Consider the following 17,516-nt stretch of genomic DNA (forward strand, 5'->3'; position numbering starts at 1 on the left):
CCGGAAAGGTGACTACCCCGCTGTCACCCGATGGCCAGCCGAACTGGCTTTCCAATCCGACTCAACATCTCTACGAGAGTGTCGATCGTGAACTTGGCCGTCTTTTTGTTCACCACATCGGACACGCGCGGACGCGACACCATCAGAATCACCGCGGCCTCGGTCTGCTTCAAGTGATGCTGTGCAATCCACTCCGCCAGCTCCGACATCAATTGCTCCTTGAGCTTTCGCGTGTCGTTGATCTGTTGACGGGACGCCGCTTGCAATCGCGCGGCTTCTTCAGTCGAGAACCCCAGTTCGAGAAACAAGTTCACCCGGGGCTTCGTGACATGGCGAACGGTGGTGTCGATCTTCATGGCCTGCCCTTCATCGCGTTGACCACGGCACGATAACGCGCTGCGGCGATCTCCTTGTCCCTTTGGCTGGTAGCGCGCGTTTTCTTCTGGAAGCAGTGCAGGACATACACAGCCTCCTCAAACTTTGCGACGTACATCACCCGGAAAATGCCACCATGATCGCGAATGCGAATCTCCCGCGTCCCGGCGCCGACGATGTCGAAAGCCTTCCAGTCTTCCGGTTCAAGGCCAGCCTGGACCTTGCTCAACTGAAAACCCGCATCCCGGCGCGGATCGCCCGGAAATCTCAATAAATCGTCGTAGGCCGATCCAACCCAGCGGATTTCCTTATCTTCCTGCATCCGTTATCCTGTATAAAATTTTATACCATGCACGCCGGGGCGTAAAGCTGGCACGGGTCAGGATAAGGAAGATGTTGTGGCGGGCATCGCTCCGTTGACCTCACCGAGCGGTCATCTTGTCTCGCCACTCGAGTAGTCCTAGTGGAAGACAGCAATAAAAAAAACCCCGCGCGAATGCGCGGGGTTTTTCAACCAGCAGAAGTGGAAGCGATCAGGCGGCGATTTCGACACCCGACGCCTGGGCACCCTTCGGGCCCGTGGTCACTTCGAACTTCACACGCTGGCCTTCCTGGAGACTACGGAACCCCTTCGAATTGATCGCAGAAAAGTGGACGAACACGTCCTCCCCACCGTCCTCGGGCGCGATGAAACCGAAACCCTTGGCGTCGTTGAACCACTTGACCGTACCGAAACGCATTGCGGAAACCTCTGGGACATGGATTGGAAGCACCCGGATGGCGAGGCGTTCCCCATGGATCCCCTTGGCCTGCCCCCGCGGCGCAGCGGAAGTATCATCATGTTTCCGGGCAAAGCGCAACTGGGACGATTTCCGATGTCACCCCATGGCGAGCAGTCGGCCCAGGATCGGAGGCACGTTCGCCGTAGCCGCCGCCAGGTGCGCGAAGATTTCCTCGATGCTGATCTCGGCTTCGTCCCCCGCGCCCGCCGCGAAATTCGCAACGAGGGCGAGGCAGGCGAACTCGAGATCCAGCTCGCGGGCGAGTACCGCTTCCGGCATGCCGGTCATGCCGACCAGATCGCAACCGTCCCGCTTCATGCGCGCAATTTCGGCACGCGTCTCGAGGCGCGGCCCCTGGGTCACCCCGTGGACGCCGCCGTCAACGATGGCCAGCCCTTCGGCGCGGGCCGCGGCGAGGATCGCCTGGCGCAGGCTCTCCGTGTAGGGCTCGCTGAAGTCGATATGGCGAACCTCAGCGCCTTCGACGTCGTTGAAACTCGTGTAGCGCCCATGCGTGTAGTCGATGACCTGGTCAGGCACCACGAGCGTGCGCGGACCCATGTCGTCGCGGATGCCGCCCACCGCATTCACCGCCACGACCTTGCGCGCGCCCAGCGAATGCAATGCCCAGAGGTTGGCGCGATAGTTCACCCGATGCGGGGGCACGGTGTGGCTTTCGCCATGGCGGGCCAGGAAGGCCAGGCGCTTGCCACGGAAGCGACCGGTGACGATGTCGCCCGAAGCGGCGCCGAACGGCGTGTCCACGGCGTGGCGCTCGGTGTTCTCCAGGCCTTCGAATGCATACAGGCCGCTGCCACCGATGACGGCGAGGTCGATACTCATCGGACTCAGTCCTTCAATGCGTAGATGCCCGGCAGGTTGCGGGCCTGTTCGTTGTAGTCCATGCCGTAGCCGAAGACGTAGCGGTCCGGCAGGTCCACACCGTTGAAGTCGGCCTCGATGCCATGCGCACGGCGGCCATGCAGCTTCGTGCACAGCACGGCCAGCAGGACGCGCTTCGCGCCCATCTCGAGACAGGCGTCGCGCACCGCCTTCAGGGTGTGGCCTTCATCGAGGATGTCGTCGACGAGCAGCACGGTGCGTCCCTGGAGCGGAACTTCCGGGCGGCGCAGCCATTGCAGGTCGCTGCCACTGGTCTGGCCGCGGTAACGGGTGGCATGGACGTAGTCGAATTCGAGGTCGGTCCGGATCGACAGCGCCAGCTGTCCTGCGAAGATCAGCGCGCCATGCATGACGGTGAGGAAGACGGGGCGCTCTCCCGCGAGGGTGCGATCGATCTCGCGGCCCATGCGGGCGATTTCGATGTCGAGCTGTTCACGACTGAACAGGAGGTCGGCGCTTACGAGCGCTTCTTCGAACGAGGCGGCTGTCACGAGTGGTCAGGCTCCAGGGCGGTCACGCGGGCGATAAAACGCTCGCGTTGGGGGTTGTCGACGAGGCCTTCCCAGGTCGAGCCGATCGCGCCGCGTAACGGGGCGATGCGCTCGGGCGGCGACGGACGGCGGTCCTTGACCGCCGCGATCGCCTCGGGAACGACCTCGGGAAAACACGCGAGCACGAGATCGCAGCCCGCATCGAGGTGGGCGGCGGCACGCGCCGCGATGCCGCCGACGCTGCCGGCCGCGGCCATGCTGATGTCATCGCCGAACACGCAGCCACGGAAGCCGAGCTCGCCGCGCAGGACCTCTTCGATCCATACGTGCGAGTAGCCGGCGGGGCGGTCGTCCACGGCGGTATAGGTCACGTGTGCCGCCATGACGGCTTCGGCGTGGGCTTCCATGCCGGCGAGGAACGGCAGCAGGTCATTGCTGAATATGTCGTCCTTGCCGCGCGGATCGATCGCGGCGGACGTGTGCGTGTCCTCGAGGACTGACCCGTGTCCCGGGAAGTGTTTCAGCACGGCGGCCATGCCGCCAAGGTGCATGCCGCGCACGTAGGCCTGGACGAGCTCCGCCGCCACGGCCGGATCGGCGTGGAAGGCACGGTCGCCGATGACCCGGCTGCCACGATCGATGTCGGCTACCGGGGCGAAGCTGAAATCCACGCCCACGGCGCGCAGTTCGCTTGCCATGATCCAGGCATGCTCCTCGGCGCGGTTCACCGCTTCCACCGGTTCGGTGTCGTAGAGCCGACCGATGGCGGCCACCGGCGGAAGGCGCGTAAAGCCGTCACGGAAGCGCTGCACGCGACCGCCTTCCTGGTCGACGCAGACCAGGAAGGCGTCGCCCGCGACGTCGCGAATGGATTCGATCAAGGCAGCGACCTGTTCGCGGGACTGGAAATTACGCGAGAAAAGGATGGTGCCCACCACGCCGGGAGCAGTCAGCCAATCGCGCTCGTGCGCAGCCAGTTCGGTGCCACTCAACCCGACGATCAGCATGACGCGCCTCCGTTCCCTTCCTTCTCCGCGGTCGACCATCGACTGAAAGGATGGTCCACCAGGTTCACGTTGTAATAGCGCGATTGATCGCTGACCTCGCGGCCCAACCAGGTCGGCCGCGGAAAGGTCGCGTCGGCTGTCTCCAGTTCGATTTCGGCGACGACCAGGCCCGCATTGTCGCCGAGGAACTCGTCGATCTCGAAGTGCGCGCCGTCGAGCATGACATGGTGACGAACCTTCTCCAGCACGCCATCCGACAGTTGATGGAGCAGGTGCTCCGCGTCCTCGAGGGGGATCGGATACTCGAACTCGTGGCGTTCGACGCCGAGCGTGGCCGACTTGATGTTGAGCCAGCCCTTGTCGTCGGACAAGCGTACGCGCACGGAGCACTTCGCCTGTCCCGCGGCGATGGCGGCGCCGGACACGAGGTATCCCTGCGCGATGCGCTCGCTGCGCTCGACGACAGCGCGCCAACCGTCGCCGGCGAGGAGGAACTTGCGTTCGATTTCGATGCCCATGGGCGATCTCCTCAGCGGCGCTCGAACAGCGCGATGGATTCGACGTGGGCCGTGTGCGGGAACATGTCCATCACGCCGGCGGACACGAGACGGAAGCCGTGTTTCTCGACGAGGAGGCCCGCGTCACGCGCCAGCGATCCGGGATGGCAGGACACGTAGACGATCCGGTCCGTACCCTTCCGAGGCAGGTACTCCAGCACCTTGTCGGCGCCGGCTCGCGGTGGATCAAGCAGGATCTTGTCCCAGGACTGCATGGCCCACGGTTCGTTCCGCTGGTCGTCGAAGAGGTTGGCGACACGGAAGGACGCATTCCCCAGTCCGTTGCGCGCGGCATTGCCGGCGGCACGCTCCACCAAGCCATGCTCGCCTTCGACACCGACCACCTCTGCCACGTGACGCGCGATCGGCAGGGTGAAGTTGCCGAGGCCGCAGAAGAGGTCGAGCACGCGATCGGTCGGCTTCAGGTCGAGGAGTTCCAGAGTGCGCGCCAGCATGTGCTGGTTCATGCCGGCATTCACCTGCACGAAGTCGAGCGGCAGGAATTCCAGCTCCACATGCTCCGCCGGTATCGCGAACGCCAGCCGCGGCGCTTCCGGCCAGAGCGGATGCACGGTGCTGTGGTTGCCCGGCTGCAGGTAGATCGCGAGCCCGTGCTCCTTGCCGAAGGCGACGAGCGCGGCGCGGTCCCGCTCCGACAGCGGCGAGAGGTGGCGGAAAACGAGCGCCACCGTATCGTCGCCGGCCGCGAACTCGACTTGCGGGATGTCGCGCGCCGCATCGAGGCCGCCAATGAGGGTGGCCAGCATCCCGACCTTCGGTCCAATGGCCGGATGGATGACGTCGCAGACCTCGATGTCGGCCACGAAACGTGGATTGGATTCCTCGCGGAACCCGACCAGCACGCGCTCCTTCTTCGCCACGTAGCGGACGGAGAAGCGACCCTTGCGGCGATAACCCCACGGCTGGTCGACCAGCGGGGGCAACCATGCCTCCGGCGTGACCTTGCCGATGCGCTCGAAGTTCTCGGCGAGCACGCGCTGCTTCGCGGCGATCTGCGCCGCCGGCGCAAGGTGCTGCAGGGAGCAGCCGCTGCACTGGCCGAAATGGCGGCACACCGGCTCGACGCGCTCAGGCGAGGGCTCGAGCACGCGCACGACCTCGGCGTCGTCATAGTTGCGGTGGCGCTTGCGGTACTTCAGCAGCACACGTTCGCCCGGCAGCGCGCCGGAGACGAAGGTGGCCTTGTTGTCGATGCGGGCGACGCCCCGGCCGTCGTGGCTGAGGTCGGTAATGGTGGCTTCGAATTCGGTCATGCGCTCAAAAACGTAAAACCCGGACCGCCGACGGCCCGGGTGGCTGGGGAGGATGCCGCGAAGGCGGCGTGGGAAGCATGCTTCCCACAGATGCCTTACTTGCGCTTCCAGGCGCCCGAGGCATCGCGATAATACCAGCCCGGCGGGGCCCGCTGGACCCACCCTTCCGCGAAGGTCTTGCGAATCTGGGGCTCCCATTCCGGATGACCATTTGCCACGGCGACGGCACGATAAAGGGCATCGCGGTCGTTGTTTTCCTGCTTGACGACGCCGTTCGCCGCCGAGCGCTGGTCGAGGGGCAACGCCGCGGCATCGCGCACGGCCACCAGGCCGTCGGTGGTGAAGCCCACGGCGCCGCTGTCGAACAGCGCCTTCAACTGTCCGCCGAAACGCGCCTTCATACGCGAACGGATCGCGTCGGTTTCCGGCGTGCTTATCCGGATATCCGGCGATTCCGCGGCATGCGCGGCCGGGATCACCAGGTCGAGGAGCGAGGCGGAAGGCTGCGGGCCCGGCGGGGGCGGCTTGGCGTCCTTGCCGGCCGATGGCGGGGCCGCGCCGCTGTCGTCGAGCACGTTGCCGATGAATTGGTCGGCGGCTTTTTGCGCGGCCGCCTCGGGGAAGTAGACGTTGATGGTGACGCAGCCGGCCAGGACGGTCAGTGCGGTCATGAATATCAGCAGCTTACGCATACATCCTCCTCCGAATACAAGATCGTTCGACGTCAGCGCACGACGGGACCGTCACCTTCGGTGGCCGCCTTGAGGCGACGGACGAGCGTGGGCCAGTCTACCTCGCGTTGGTGTCCGACCACGCTCAGGCGCGGCAGTCCGCTGCCCTCGACGATAGCGTAGCCATCCTTCGCCGTTCCGAGCCCACCCATGCTGCAGACATCGCCCTTGAGCGTGCAGGACAGTCCGATCCGCTTGTAGCCGAAGGTCTTGAACAGCTTCAGCATGGTGCCTTGCAGGCCACCCGCGATGCCGCCGCCGCCCACCGACGTCAGGTTGTTCACCGCCTTCTGGCTGATGCGGCCCCCTTCGTCGGCGACGAGGCTCGCTCTGAAGGCGGCCGGCGCCCAAGCGACGAGGCGCAGCCCCTCGATGCTTCCGTGCAAGCGGCCAGTGATGCTTCCGAAATCGAACACCGACGTGAGCAAGGCGAGGTCGAGTTGGCGCAGGGCGATGTTGCCGGTGAGCACCGGCGCGGCCCCGAATGGCTGCGCAAGTGTCATGCCGGTGATGTCGACGAAGCCGTCGAAGACATTGAGCGACAGGCCGCCTCCGAGCTCCACGCGGTCGTCCACGTAGCGCAGCGACGGCACCGCACCGCCGAGCGTGCCGGGGAACTCCGGCCAGCCGAGGGCGCGGCAGAACGCGGCCATGTCGACGCCGGTCAATGCGAGGGACGTCTGCAGGCGCTCGCCGGTCGCCGCCGACGGACGCAGGCTCATCCCGAGCACGCGGAGTTGGCCGTCGAGCACCGGGATGGCGAACGGCTTCTCCAACTTGAGGACGCCACCGGTGCTGCGCCACGATGCCTCGGCCGCCCCATTCGGTATGCGGTAGACCCGCAGCGCCCGCCAGCCGAGGCGGGTGGGCGGACGATTGTCGGAGGCATTCCAATCGACAGTGCCGTGGAGGCCATCGATACCCAGACGGCCGTCGGCCAGCCCGAGGTCGAGGCCCCCGGTCTGCATGGAGAAGGCCTTCAGAGCCCCTCCTTCCATTGAGAGATGCCCGGCCATGTCGCCCCGCACGTCCAGCGCGTCGATGCCGACGTCTTGCAGGAGGCCTTTTCCGTAACGGGCATAGGCCGCGGGGAAACGCGCGTTGAATCGGTCGAGCCGCAGGCGCGACAGGTCGCCGTTCGCGTTGAAACCCACCTCGCCCTCGAGTTGCAGTGCGTCCGGGTCGCCAAGGCGCAGGCGGCGGATCGCCAATTCGCCCTTCTTGGTGCGGGCCCCGAGCGAAAGCTGCACGGCGTGGTCGGGTAGCTTCGCGTAAAGCGCGCCCAGCAGCACGTCGCCACCGCGAAGCGTGGCATCGAGGTCGATCGACGCCCCGTCCGTCTGACTGTCGAGGCCGAGACGGCCCGTGGCCGAGATGCCCTGCCCGGCCAGCTTCCCACCCGGGCTGTCGAAGCCGACCCCATTGAGCGAAAACTGACCCGCCGCCTGCACACCGCCGTCGAGGACGTCGAGCGCGAGGTCCGCATCGACGCGACCGGCGGTCGCTCGTCCGGACCATACCGTCGACAGCAGGCCCTGCAGCCATCCGGCGGGAAGCCCGGTCAGGGTGATCTGGGCATGGCTTGGCTGGTCCATCGGCAGCGCCACCTTGGCCGCCGCCTTCTCCTGGCTCAGCGAGACTTCGAGCGTGTTGGCCGCCTCGTCCGCCACGACACGGACACTCGCGGCCCCCAAGGCGCCACCGGGAGCCCCCCGCAGACGCACCGTCCCGTCGAAGACCCAGCGCCCGAGTTCGTCCCGGTCAAGCGCGCCTTCGAGGCGCAGCCCAAGCTTGCGCCAGCCAAGGGCGGGCACATCGGCCCGCTCGGCCGACAACGTGACGTCCAGCCCCTTCCCATCGGTTGCCGGGTCGATGTCGGCTTGCATGCCGCTCATCGACATCCCAGGGATGGAAAGCGTGTCGGCCTCCACCGAGAGTCCCGCGCACGCACCACCCGTCCAGGCGAGCGCGGCCAGGGCGACGAGGACCAGGGTGAATGTACGGGTTGATACGGGGAGCATGCTCGGCCATTCTGCCAAATCCAGATGAACGACACGGAACGTTACTATGTCGCAGACCCCCTTCCCCCCTCGCCGGCGGGACGGCCAACGGCAGCTGCTCGTCGCGGACGACGATCCCTCGACGCGACAATTCCTCGCCGGTGCGCTCGCGTCCCACGGCTATCAGGTCGCGGTGGCGGCCGACGGCGAGGAGGCCTTGGCGATGGCGCGGACGGTGCGCTTCGATGCCCTGCTCCTGGACTGCCGGATGCCGCGCGCCGGCGCGATCGACGTGTTGTCGACGCTACGACGGGAGACCGGCGCTGCCTCGCACGAGGCAACGGCCCTGGCGACGAGCGCGGAAGTACCGGCCAGCCTGCGTACGGCTTTGCTCGAGGCGGGATTTGCCGGTGTGATCGAAAAGCCGTGCCGCGTCGCCTCACTGGTCGACGCGCTCGCGGCGACGCTGGGCGTCGGTGACGCTATGCGCATCCTCGATGACGATGCCGGACTCACCGCGGCAGGCGACCCCCAGACGATGCAGGCCCTGCGCCAGCTCCTCCGGGCGGAACTCACGGAACTCTCCGTCGCCCTCGCGGCCCTGGCGACCGACCCGGCGGAACTCGTGGAACGCCTGCACCGACTACGCTCCGCCTGCGGATTCTGCGGCGCCGTGCGCCTGGGCGCACAGGCGAAGGTGCTCCAGGGCCATGCACGCGAAACGCGGGCGGTGGTACCCGATGCCCTGGCCCGATTCCGCGCGGAACTCGAAGCGACGCGGACGGCTCTCGACGCGGGATCGCCCAGCCTCCGATAGGAGGCGTCAGCGCAGCACCCGCCACGCCCGCAATTCGCCTCCGCCGAGGTGGAAAGTGATTACCTGGCGCATCATCCGGCGCAACGAGGAGAGCCCGGCGGCATCGGGCGGGCGATCTTCCGCCAGGGCAAGGAGGTCGGCGCCACGGATCGCATGGGCGCCGCCGGCGCGTCCGGGCGTGGCGCCCGACTCGGGATCGTAGACATAGGTGGCCGCGGGATCGAGCGGCTGGCCGTCGCTCGCATCGGCATCCAATTGCAGCGCATAGCCCAGCGAATCCAGCATGTCACGCTCGAAGCGGCGCAAGGTCCACGCTAAGGGCTCGCCAGCGGACATGCGCTGCAAGGTACGCTCGTAATGATCGAACAGTTCCGGATTCGGATCCTGCCGGCCGGTGAGCCGTACCACCAGTTCGTTGAGGTAGAGCCCGGCGAGGCCCGCGTCACCGGTCAGGCGCAGCACGGGCCCTGACGACTCGGCGGTGCGCAGGGTCGCCAGTTCACCCCTCATCATCAGGTCCAACGCGACGCGCTGGAACGGTTCGAGCTGCGCGCGCTGCAACCGCGTCCGCTCCTTGCGGACGCCGCGCGCGACCACGCCGATACGGCCGTGGTCGCGGGTCAGGCACTCGACCAGCAGCGAGGTTTCCCGGTATGGGCGGGCGTGCAGGACGAAGGCAGGCTGTTGCTCGACGCGCATGGCGACCGACGCTCCGCCGGGTTATTCGTAGCCGAAACGCTTGAGCAGGTTCTCGTCGTCGGCCCAGCCTTCGCGGACCTTCACCCAGAGCTTGAGGAACACCTTGCGCTCGAACAGGTTTTCCATCTGCCGCCGCGCGGACGTGCCGATGGCCTTGAGCTGCGCCCCGGCGTTACCGATGACGATGGCCTTCTGCCCGTCGCGCTCGACCCAGATCACGGCGTGGATTTCTGCCACGCCATCGGGACGGTCCTCGAATCGCTCGATCTCCACCGTGGTGGCGTACGGCAGTTCCTGGTCGAGTCGCAGCATCAACTGCTCGCGCACCATCTCCGCGGCGAGGAAGCGTTCGCTGCGATCGGTGATTTCGTCCTCGCCGTAGATCGCGGGCTGCTCGGGCAGGCGCTTGAGGATCCCTTTTTCGAGACCGGCAAGTCCCTTGGATTTCAGCGCGCTGACGTAGTACACGTCGTCGAACGGATGCTTCTGCATCAGGTCGGCGACGAAGGGAAGCATGGCGGTCTTGTCTTTCTGCAAGTCGACCTTGTTGATCGCCAGCAGCCGGGGCATGTCCTTTTGTTCCGCCATGGCGGCGTACATGGCCATGTCTTCGTCCGTCCAGCGCCCCGCCTCGATGACCTGCACAGCGACATCCACTTCGCTGATCGCCGCGCGCGCGGCACGGTTGAGGCTGCGGTTCATCGCCCGCTTGGCACCCCGATGGAGGCCGGGCGTGTCGACGTAGAGGATCTGCCCCTGCGGCTTGCTGGAAATGCCGAGGATGCGGTGCCGCGTGGTCTGCGGCCGGTGGCTGACGATGCTGAGGCGCACGCCGATGAGGGCGTTCAGCAGCGTCGACTTGCCTACGTTCGGGCGGCCGGCCAGCGCCACGTAGCCGCAGCGAAAATCGTCGTCGACGAGGGAATCTTCTTGCTCGGTGGTATCGATGTCATTCATTTCTTTTCTTCCAGCAGGCGGCGAAGGATGGCTTCGGCCGCGTCCTGCTCGGCGGCGCGCCGGCTGCCGCCGCGTCCCTCGACGCGGATCGACTCGGGCTCGTCGATGGAGCAGCTGACATCGAAGACCTTCGCGTGGTCTTCGCCGTAGCTGCCAGTGAGTTCGTAGACGGGCAGCGCCAGGCCCTTGCCCTGGAGCCATTCCTGCAGGCGGGTCTTGGCATCCTTGCTGGAGCGCTTGATTTCTGCCACGCGCGGCGTGAACAACCTGCGCACGACCTGGCGGCAGGCGTCGTATCCATCGTCGAGGTAGACGGCGGCCACGAGGGCCTCGAACGCGTCGGCGAGGATGGAGTCCCGGCGGAAACCACCGCTTTTCAGTTCGCCGGGCCCCAGCTTCAGGACATCCCCCAGCTCCAGCTCGCGGGCGATCACGGCCAGCGCCTGCCCGTTGACCAACTGGGCGCGCAACCGCGAAAGCTCGCCTTCGCTGGCCTTGGGGTGGGCCTCGAACAGCAGTTCCGCCACCGTGGCGCCCAGCAGGGCGTCGCCGAGGAACTCCAGGCGCTCGTTGTTCGGTTTCCCGGCGCTGCGATGGGTCAGCGCCAGGTTCGCGAGGTCGGGATTACGGAAGGAATGGGGAAACTGCACGATCGTTCGTTACATGGACGCATTCCTCAACTGCACCGAATTTTCGAAATGCAGGAGGAAGTCGATGTTGTAGATGAAGGGAATCTGCTTGTCGTACTCGACACGCAGGACGGCGCCATTGTTGGCCCGATCCAGCGTGATGTCCTTGGGTTGGATCGTGGCGTCATCCACGTACTGGAAGCCCATCTTGAAGATCAGCTCCCGACGGAGGCTGTCCAGGTCCTGGGCGTTTCCGCTCGTGGCCATCTGGCTCATCGCCTTCTTGACCCCGAAATATTCGATGTAGGACGGAACGAGCTTCATGGCCATGAAGGCGAAGAAGCCCAGCACCAGCAGCACGATGACGAAGCCGATGAGGGTAATGCCCGATTGCCTGGATTTCATGGTCATGTCTCCGCCGCCACGGCGGCTCCCCTGTCAAGACGTTGAATGCGCGCGGGGCGCGATGCGCGCCCCGCAGCGGAGATTACCTTGTCCGACGGCATCCGCAACGCCCTCCGGCGTGATGGAGGCCACCGTTCGGTCAATGGATGACCTTGCCCATCTTGGAGAAATCCAGCCAGCCGTTGCCCGGACCGCGCCACGCCAGCCAGACGAAGAAGGCCTTGCCGACGAGATTTTGCTCCGGCATGCAGCCCCACCAGCGGCTGTCGGTGCTGTTCATCCGGTTGTCGCCCATCACGATGTAACAGCCCTTCGGCACTTCCGAGGGCACCACCGCGTTGGGGATGTCCTGCGGCATGTTGTACGCCGGAGTGAGGGCGATGGTGTGATTGATGCTGCCCAGGTGCTCGGTATAGAGCTTCGACCCGAAGGTCATCAGAAGGCGGTCTTCGGGACGGCTCATGCTGCCCTTGAAGGAACCGATCTCGTCGGCACCCACGCGCTCGCCATTGATGTACAGGTCGCTGCCACGCGTCTCGATGCGGTCGCCCGGCAGGCCGATCACGCGCTTGATCCAGTTTTCGCTGGCCACCGGGGCGTGCGGGTCCTGGCAGGTCATGTCGCCGCTGCGGACGATGTCGCCCTTGTCGTCCTTGCAGAGGAAGCCCGGGAAACGGAAGACGACGACGTCGCCGCGGCGCGGCTCGCCATTCTCGACCAGCTTATTGTTGAAGGCCGGCATGCGCAGGCCGTACGCGAACTTGTTGACCAGGATGAAATCGCCGACGTCGAGGGTGGGCATCATCGAGCCGGAGGGAATCCGGAAGGGTTCGGCCACGAACGAGCGCAGGATCAGCACGACCAGGATCACCGGGAACAGCGAGCGCGCCCAGTCCACGGGCCAGGGCTCCGGTTGCTCCGTGCCGGAAGCCTCGGCTCGGGCACGGCGCGCCCGCGCCAGGAACAGGCGATCGAACAGCCACACCAGTCCGAAGAGGACCGTGAGGCCGAGGAGGATCGCCGAAAAATCGAATGCCGCCATGCCAACTCCGTTAGTCGAATCGAGGGGCCACGAGGCCCATTCCGGCGCATCCGGCGCCGGGGTTCCATAGGTGAAAGGTCATGCCGCCCTGGCGGTGCTCACTTGTCCACCTTGAGCACGGCCAGGAACGCTTCCTGCGGGATCTCCACGCTGCCGACCTGCTTCATGCGCTTCTTGCCTTCCTTCTGCTTCTCCAGCAGCTTCTTCTTGCGCGAGACGTCGCCGCCGTAGCACTTCGCCAGCACGTTCTTGCGCAAAGCCTTGACGGTGGAGCGCGCAATGACGGCCGCGCCGACGGCCGCCTGGATCGCCACGTCGAACTGCTGGCGCGGAATCAGATCCTTCATGCGTTCCACAAGTTCCCGGCCGCGGCGCTCGGCGTGCGAGCGATGCACGATCAGGCTCAAGGCGTCGACGCGGTCGCCGTTGATGAGGATGTCCACGCGCACGAAGGGACCCGCGTCGAAGCGCTCGAGGTGGTAGTCCATCGACGCATAGCCGCGGGACACCGACTTCAGGCGATCGAAGAAGTCCAGCACGACCTCCGCCAGGGGCAACTCGTAAGTCACCTGCACCTGGGTGGCCAGGTACTGGATGGAGCGCTGTACCCCGCGCTTTTCCTCGCACAGCTTGATGACGTTACCGACGTAGTCGCCAGGGGTGAGGATGGTGGCGACGATGATCGGCTCGCGGATCTCGGCGATCTGCTGCGGCGGGGGCAGCTTCGCCGGGTTGTCCATATCGAGCACGGTGCCGTCGGTTTTCGCTACTTCGTAGACGACGGTGGGTGCGGTCGTGATGAGGTTGAGGTCGTACTCGCGCTCGAGGCGTTCCTGCACGATCTCCATGTGCAACATGCCCAGGAAGCCGCAACGGAAGCCGAAGCCCATGGCCTCGGAACTTTCCGGCTCGAAGAACATGGCGGCGTCATTGAGACGCAGCTTGTCCAGCGCCTCGCGCAAGGCCGGGTAATCGTCGGCGGAGACGGGGAACAGGCCCGCGAACACGCGCGGCTGCATCGTCTGGAAGCCGGGCAGCGGTTCTTCCGCCGGCTTGCCGGCATGGGTGAGCGTGTCGCCGACGGGCGCACCGTGCACGTCCTTGATGGACGCGTTGATCCAGCCCACTTCGCCCGCGGCGAGTCGCTCGAGCTTCTTCCGCTTCGGCGTGAACACGCCCACGTCGTCGACGAGGTGGGTGCGGCCGGTGGACATGACCAGGATCTTGTCGCCCGGCCGGATCTCGCCCTGCATCACGCGCACGAGCGATACGACGCCGAGGTAGTTGTCGAACCAGGAATCGATGATCAGCGCCTGCAGCTTGTCCGTGCCCCGCGGCTTCGGCGGCGGGATGCGGTGGATGATCGCCTCCAGCACCTCGATCACGTTCTGGCCCGTCTTGGCACTGACCGCGATCGCGTCGCTCGCATCGAGCCCGATCACGGCCTCGATCTCGGCCTTGGCCTTTTCGATATCCGCCGTGGGCAGGTCGATCTTGTTGAGGACAGGAATGACCTCGAGGCCCTGTTCGATAGCGGTGTAGCAGTTGGCTACCGACTGCGCCTCGACGCCCTGCGCGGCGTCGACCACGAGCAGCGCGCCCTCGCACGCGGAGAGCGAGCGGCTGACCTCGTAGGAGAAGTCGACGTGGCCCGGGGTGTCGATGAAATTCAGCTGGTACGTCTTGCCGTCGCGCGCCTTGTAGGGCAACGACACGGACTGCGCCTTGATCGTGATGCCGCGCTCGCGCTCGATGGGATTGTTGTCCAGCACCTGCGCTTCCATTTCGCGCTCGGACAACCCGCCGCACAGCTGGATGATGCGGTCGGCAAGGGTCGACTTGCCGTGGTCGATGTGGGCAATGATGGAGAAGTTGCGGATGAGTTCCATGGAGCGCCGTGGTCACGTTCACCATCGCTCGCGGCGCGAACGACGCGCGCCAGTCCTTTTGGCCAGCGCGAATCCCGCATTATCGCATGGAAGGCGGGCCGCCGCCGAGCGGCGGCCCGCGGTGGGACTCAGCGTTCGCTGGGCACCGTGATGCCGACGAAACGCGTGGAATCGTCGCGCCGGACCAGCAGCATGGCGGTATCGCCGGGCTTGATGCCCTTTACCGCGTCGCGGAAGGCGGCGGCGCTGCCTACACGCTTCTGGTTGACCATCAGGATCACGTCGCCCGATCGCAGGCCCGCGCTGGCGGCGGCGCTGCCGGTGATCCGGCTGACCACGACGCCCTCCCCGGCCTTGAGCCCAAGCTCCGACCGCGCCGAGGCATCGATGTCCTGCACGGACATGCCCAGCGCGGCGGCCGAACCGCCCGCGCTGTCCCCTTCTCCGCCGGCCGCGGCCAGTGCATCCTTGTCGCGCGGCAGCTCGCCCACCTTGACGTCGACGGTCTGCTTCTTGTGGTCGCGAAGGATCTCGACCTTCGCGATCGAGCCCGGCTTCGTGATGCCCACGAGCGGCGGCAGGTCCGGCGACGAGGTGATCGGGGTGCCGTTGAAGGACAGGATCACGTCACCTTGCTTGAGGCCGGCCTTTTCGGCGCCGCTACCTGGCGTGACCTGGGCGACCAGGGCACCGTTGGCGTCCGGCAGGTCGAGGTTCTTCACGAACTGGTCCACGGGCTGCACGGTCACGCCAAGCATGCCGCGCGAGACGTAGCCCTTCTCCTTGATCTGCTGCACGACGTTCATCGCCACGTCGATCGGGATCGAGAACGACAGCCCCTGGTAGCCGCCCGACGTGGAGTAGATCTGCGAGTTGATACCGATCACCTGGCCCTGCAGGTTGAACAAGGGTCCGCCGGAGTTGCCGCGGTTGATGGGCACGTCCGTCTGGATGAACGAGGTGTACGGCTGGTCGCCGCTGCCGAGGTTGCGACCGACCGCGCTGATGATGCCGTGGGTCACGGTGGCGTCGAGCCCGAAGGGTGAGCCAATCGCCAGGGCCCACTGACCGCGCTTGACCGTGCGGGAATCGCCGATGGTGACGGTGGGAAGCGCCTTGCCGTCGATCTTCAGAAGGGCGATGTCGTACTGCGGGTCCTTGCCGACGACTTTCGCGGTGAAGGTGCGGCGATCCTGCAGGCGGATCTTCACTTCGTCGGCGTCGTCCACCACATGGTCGTTGGTGAGCACGTAGCCATCGGCCGAAATGATGAAGCCCGAGCCCAGCGACGTCTGCTCCCGCGGCTGCATGGGCATGCCCGGCATGCCGAAGAACCGGCGCAGGAGTTCCTCCTGGTCGTCCGGCATGTCGCCGGGGCGACCGCGCGTCTTGTGCGATGCGCCGCCGCTCTTCGCCTCCACATGGACCACGGCCGGCGCGTTCTTTTCGACCACACCGGTGAAATCCGGCAGGGACTGCGCCTGAGCGCCCGCGCCTGCCACCAACAGCGCGCCACCCAGGAGCGCGCGTGCTTGCCAGAGAGCCATCGATTTCCTCCTTTTTACCTAACCACGGCTGCCCGTGCGGATGACACCGCACGGATTGTTACCAAACAGGGAGATGCGCGCCGCGGAGCCTGCGGCACGCGGGCACACGCCGCGGCTCAGCGAGCCTGCGGCGCGGCCACCGGCTGCACATAACGGCTGCCGTCGGGACGGATCAGCAGCATGTAGCCGTTGCTTTCCGGAGCCGAGGCGGCTCGGGCGCGGTGAATCTGGTACGGGGTGGAACGCGGCAGGTAGGCCGCGGCACCGGCATCGTTCGAACTGTCGAACGCCGCCTTCTGGGTGAAGCGCGACGCCATGTTGCCGCTGAGCCACTGCGGGGCCACCGGCGCAGTCGCCTGCGTGGCTGCCACGTTGGCCATCTGGGCGTCCCCCATCAGCGGCGCATGCTGGGCGACATCCGGTGCCGCCGCGGGGTTGCCGGCGGGCTGCGACAGCATCAAGGCAGCCACCGCGACGCTCGCGGCGATGGCGCCACCGGCCGACCAATGCAGCCAGCGGCGACGCGGCAGGCCCGACGCGGCCGGCTCGGCCTCGATGGCGGCCAGCACCCGGCTGGCGAAATCGACCGAGGCCAGAGGGGCGCCTTCGCGGCGCAGCCCGTCACGCGCTACATGGAACCGCGACCAGGTGTCGGCGAGGACCGGATCGGCTTCGAGCCGACGCAGCAGGAAGCGGATTTCCTCCCGTGACAGCTCTCCGTCCATGCCGGCGGAGAGAATTTCCCGATTGGCTTCGCTCATGGGTTGTGGTCCTCGCGGTCTGACAAAAGCGGCCGCAGTTTCTGGTCGATGGCTTCGCGAGCCCTGAAAATACGCGAACGGACGGTACCGATGGGGCAGTCCATGATGGCGGCAATATCCTCGTAGCTCTTGCCTTCCACCTCGCGCAGGGTGATCGCGACCCGAAGTTCCTCAGGCAGGGCTTGGACAGTGGAAAACACCGTTTGTTCCACCTGTTCCCGCATCATTTCGCGCTCGGGCGTGGCGCTTTCGTGCATGCGGGTGGCCCCGGGGACGTAAACGGCGTCCTCGATGTCGATATCGCCCGTGGGCGGCCGGCGGCCCATCGCCACCAGGTGGTTCTTGGCCGTGTTGACGGCGATCTTGTACAGCCAGGTATAGAAAGCGCTTTCCCCGCGGAACGATCCCAGGGCGCGCCACGCGCGCACGAAGGCCTCCTGGGCGATGTCCTCGCACTCGGTCCGGTCGTGCACGTAGCGCGAGATCAGCGCGATGACCTTGTGCTGGTACTTACGGACAAGCAGGTCGAACGCGCGGCGATCCCCTTGCTGCACGCGTTCGACAAGTGCTTGATCCAGTTCGTTTTCGCCCATCCGGGCCGTCTCCTTAAAGCGTTCGAGGCCAGTCGCGGGCGCAGCTGAGACAAGTCG

20 protein-coding genes are annotated in these 17,516 nt (G+C 66.1%); 1 reads left to right on the top strand and 19 read right to left on the bottom strand.

The features are described 5' to 3' along the window. Positions 1 to 23: 23 nt before the first annotated feature. From ACQKIE_RS05345 to ACQKIE_RS05390, 10 genes are all read right to left on the bottom strand, one after another. The gene (locus tag ACQKIE_RS05345; RefSeq protein ID WP_427456523.1) at positions 24 to 356 is read right to left on the bottom strand and encodes a helix-turn-helix domain-containing protein; all 333 of its coding nucleotides are present in this window, start codon (positions 354 to 356) and stop codon (positions 24 to 26) included. After that, the gene (locus ACQKIE_RS05350) at positions 353 to 697 is read right to left on the bottom strand and encodes a type II toxin-antitoxin system RelE/ParE family toxin (RefSeq protein ID WP_427456525.1); all 345 of its coding nucleotides are present in this window, start codon (positions 695 to 697) and stop codon (positions 353 to 355) included. Before ACQKIE_RS05350 ends, ACQKIE_RS05345 begins: the two co-directional genes overlap by 4 nt. A 211-nt stretch (positions 698 to 908) precedes the next feature. Beyond that, positions 909 to 1,115 carry a cold-shock protein gene (locus ACQKIE_RS05355; protein ID WP_036117760.1) on the bottom strand — a complete coding sequence of 69 codons (207 nt, stop codon included), beginning with the start codon at positions 1,113 to 1,115 and terminating at the stop codon, positions 909 to 911. A gap of 138 nt (positions 1,116 to 1,253) precedes the next feature. After that, positions 1,254 to 2,000: an S-methyl-5'-thioinosine phosphorylase gene (locus tag ACQKIE_RS05360; protein ID WP_427456528.1), complete on the bottom strand. Its 747-nt coding sequence runs from the start codon at positions 1,998 to 2,000 to the stop codon at positions 1,254 to 1,256. Between the two features lie 5 nt (positions 2,001 to 2,005). Further along, positions 2,006 to 2,551: a hypoxanthine-guanine phosphoribosyltransferase gene (locus ACQKIE_RS05365; RefSeq protein ID WP_427456530.1), complete on the bottom strand. Its 546-nt coding sequence runs from the start codon at positions 2,549 to 2,551 to the stop codon at positions 2,006 to 2,008. Beyond that, entirely contained in the window at positions 2,548 to 3,558 is a 1,011-nt protein-coding gene (gene nagZ / locus ACQKIE_RS05370) for a beta-N-acetylhexosaminidase (protein WP_427456532.1), read from the bottom strand. Before nagZ ends, ACQKIE_RS05365 begins: the two co-directional genes overlap by 4 nt. Beyond that, the gene (locus ACQKIE_RS05375; protein ID WP_427456534.1) at positions 3,552 to 4,076 is read right to left on the bottom strand and encodes a CYTH domain-containing protein; all 525 of its coding nucleotides are present in this window, start codon (positions 4,074 to 4,076) and stop codon (positions 3,552 to 3,554) included. Before ACQKIE_RS05375 ends, nagZ begins: the two co-directional genes overlap by 7 nt. An 11-nt stretch (positions 4,077 to 4,087) precedes the next feature. Continuing rightward, on the bottom strand, positions 4,088 to 5,389 hold the full coding sequence (rlmD, locus tag ACQKIE_RS05380; RefSeq protein ID WP_427456536.1) for a 23S rRNA (uracil(1939)-C(5))-methyltransferase RlmD: 1,302 nt from the start codon (positions 5,387 to 5,389) through the stop codon (positions 4,088 to 4,090). Between the two features lie 95 nt (positions 5,390 to 5,484). Next, a complete protein-coding gene (locus ACQKIE_RS05385) occupies positions 5,485 to 6,081 on the bottom strand; it encodes a YdbL family protein (protein WP_427456538.1) in 597 nt (198 codons plus the stop codon). Between the two features lie 32 nt (positions 6,082 to 6,113). Continuing rightward, on the bottom strand, positions 6,114 to 8,141 hold the full coding sequence (locus tag ACQKIE_RS05390) for a hypothetical protein (protein ID WP_427456540.1): 2,028 nt from the start codon (positions 8,139 to 8,141) through the stop codon (positions 6,114 to 6,116). A gap of 46 nt (positions 8,142 to 8,187) precedes the next feature. Between ACQKIE_RS05390 and ACQKIE_RS05395 the strand changes: the two genes are divergently transcribed. After that, a complete protein-coding gene (locus ACQKIE_RS05395) occupies positions 8,188 to 8,937 on the top strand; it encodes a response regulator (protein ID WP_427456542.1) in 750 nt (249 codons plus the stop codon). Positions 8,938 to 8,943: 6 nt separating this feature from the next. Here ACQKIE_RS05395 and recO read toward each other — a convergent pair whose 3' ends face one another. The 9 genes from recO to rpoE all read right to left on the bottom strand — a co-directional run bounded on the left by recO (position 8,944) and on the right by rpoE (position 17,459). After that, positions 8,944 to 9,636, bottom strand: a complete 693-nt coding sequence (gene recO, locus ACQKIE_RS05400; RefSeq protein ID WP_427456544.1) for a DNA repair protein RecO — start codon at positions 9,634 to 9,636, stop codon at positions 8,944 to 8,946. Between the two features lie 21 nt (positions 9,637 to 9,657). Further along, positions 9,658 to 10,593 (bottom strand): GTPase Era, encoded by a 936-nt coding sequence (gene era / locus ACQKIE_RS05405; protein ID WP_427456546.1) that lies wholly within the window; start codon positions 10,591 to 10,593, stop codon positions 9,658 to 9,660. Beyond that, positions 10,590 to 11,243 (bottom strand): ribonuclease III, encoded by a 654-nt coding sequence (gene rnc, locus ACQKIE_RS05410; protein ID WP_427456548.1) that lies wholly within the window; start codon positions 11,241 to 11,243, stop codon positions 10,590 to 10,592. The genes era and rnc overlap by 4 nt, the downstream gene beginning before the upstream one ends. A gap of 9 nt (positions 11,244 to 11,252) precedes the next feature. Continuing rightward, positions 11,253 to 11,627, bottom strand: a complete 375-nt coding sequence (locus tag ACQKIE_RS05415; RefSeq protein ID WP_427456550.1) for a DUF4845 domain-containing protein — start codon at positions 11,625 to 11,627, stop codon at positions 11,253 to 11,255. A 139-nt stretch (positions 11,628 to 11,766) separates the two neighbouring features. Continuing rightward, the gene (gene lepB, locus ACQKIE_RS05420; RefSeq protein ID WP_427456552.1) at positions 11,767 to 12,669 is read right to left on the bottom strand and encodes a signal peptidase I; all 903 of its coding nucleotides are present in this window, start codon (positions 12,667 to 12,669) and stop codon (positions 11,767 to 11,769) included. 98 nt (positions 12,670 to 12,767) lie between these two features. Continuing rightward, complete coding sequence (lepA, locus tag ACQKIE_RS05425) at positions 12,768 to 14,558, bottom strand: translation elongation factor 4 (RefSeq protein WP_427456554.1); 1,791 nt, start codon at positions 14,556 to 14,558, stop codon at positions 12,768 to 12,770. Between the two features lie 128 nt (positions 14,559 to 14,686). Next, a complete protein-coding gene (locus tag ACQKIE_RS05430) occupies positions 14,687 to 16,105 on the bottom strand; it encodes a DegQ family serine endoprotease (RefSeq protein ID WP_427456556.1) in 1,419 nt (472 codons plus the stop codon). Between the two features lie 116 nt (positions 16,106 to 16,221). Beyond that, the gene (locus ACQKIE_RS05435; protein ID WP_427456558.1) at positions 16,222 to 16,866 is read right to left on the bottom strand and encodes a sigma-E factor negative regulatory protein; all 645 of its coding nucleotides are present in this window, start codon (positions 16,864 to 16,866) and stop codon (positions 16,222 to 16,224) included. Continuing rightward, positions 16,863 to 17,459, bottom strand: coding sequence for an RNA polymerase sigma factor RpoE (gene rpoE, locus ACQKIE_RS05440; protein WP_427456560.1), 597 nt, complete (start codon positions 17,457 to 17,459; stop codon positions 16,863 to 16,865). Before rpoE ends, ACQKIE_RS05435 begins: the two co-directional genes overlap by 4 nt. Between the last annotated feature and the right edge of the window lie 57 nt (positions 17,460 to 17,516).

Source organism: Luteibacter sp. NPDC031894, assembly GCF_050273135.1.
GTDB lineage: Bacteria > Pseudomonadota > Gammaproteobacteria > Xanthomonadales > Rhodanobacteraceae > Luteibacter.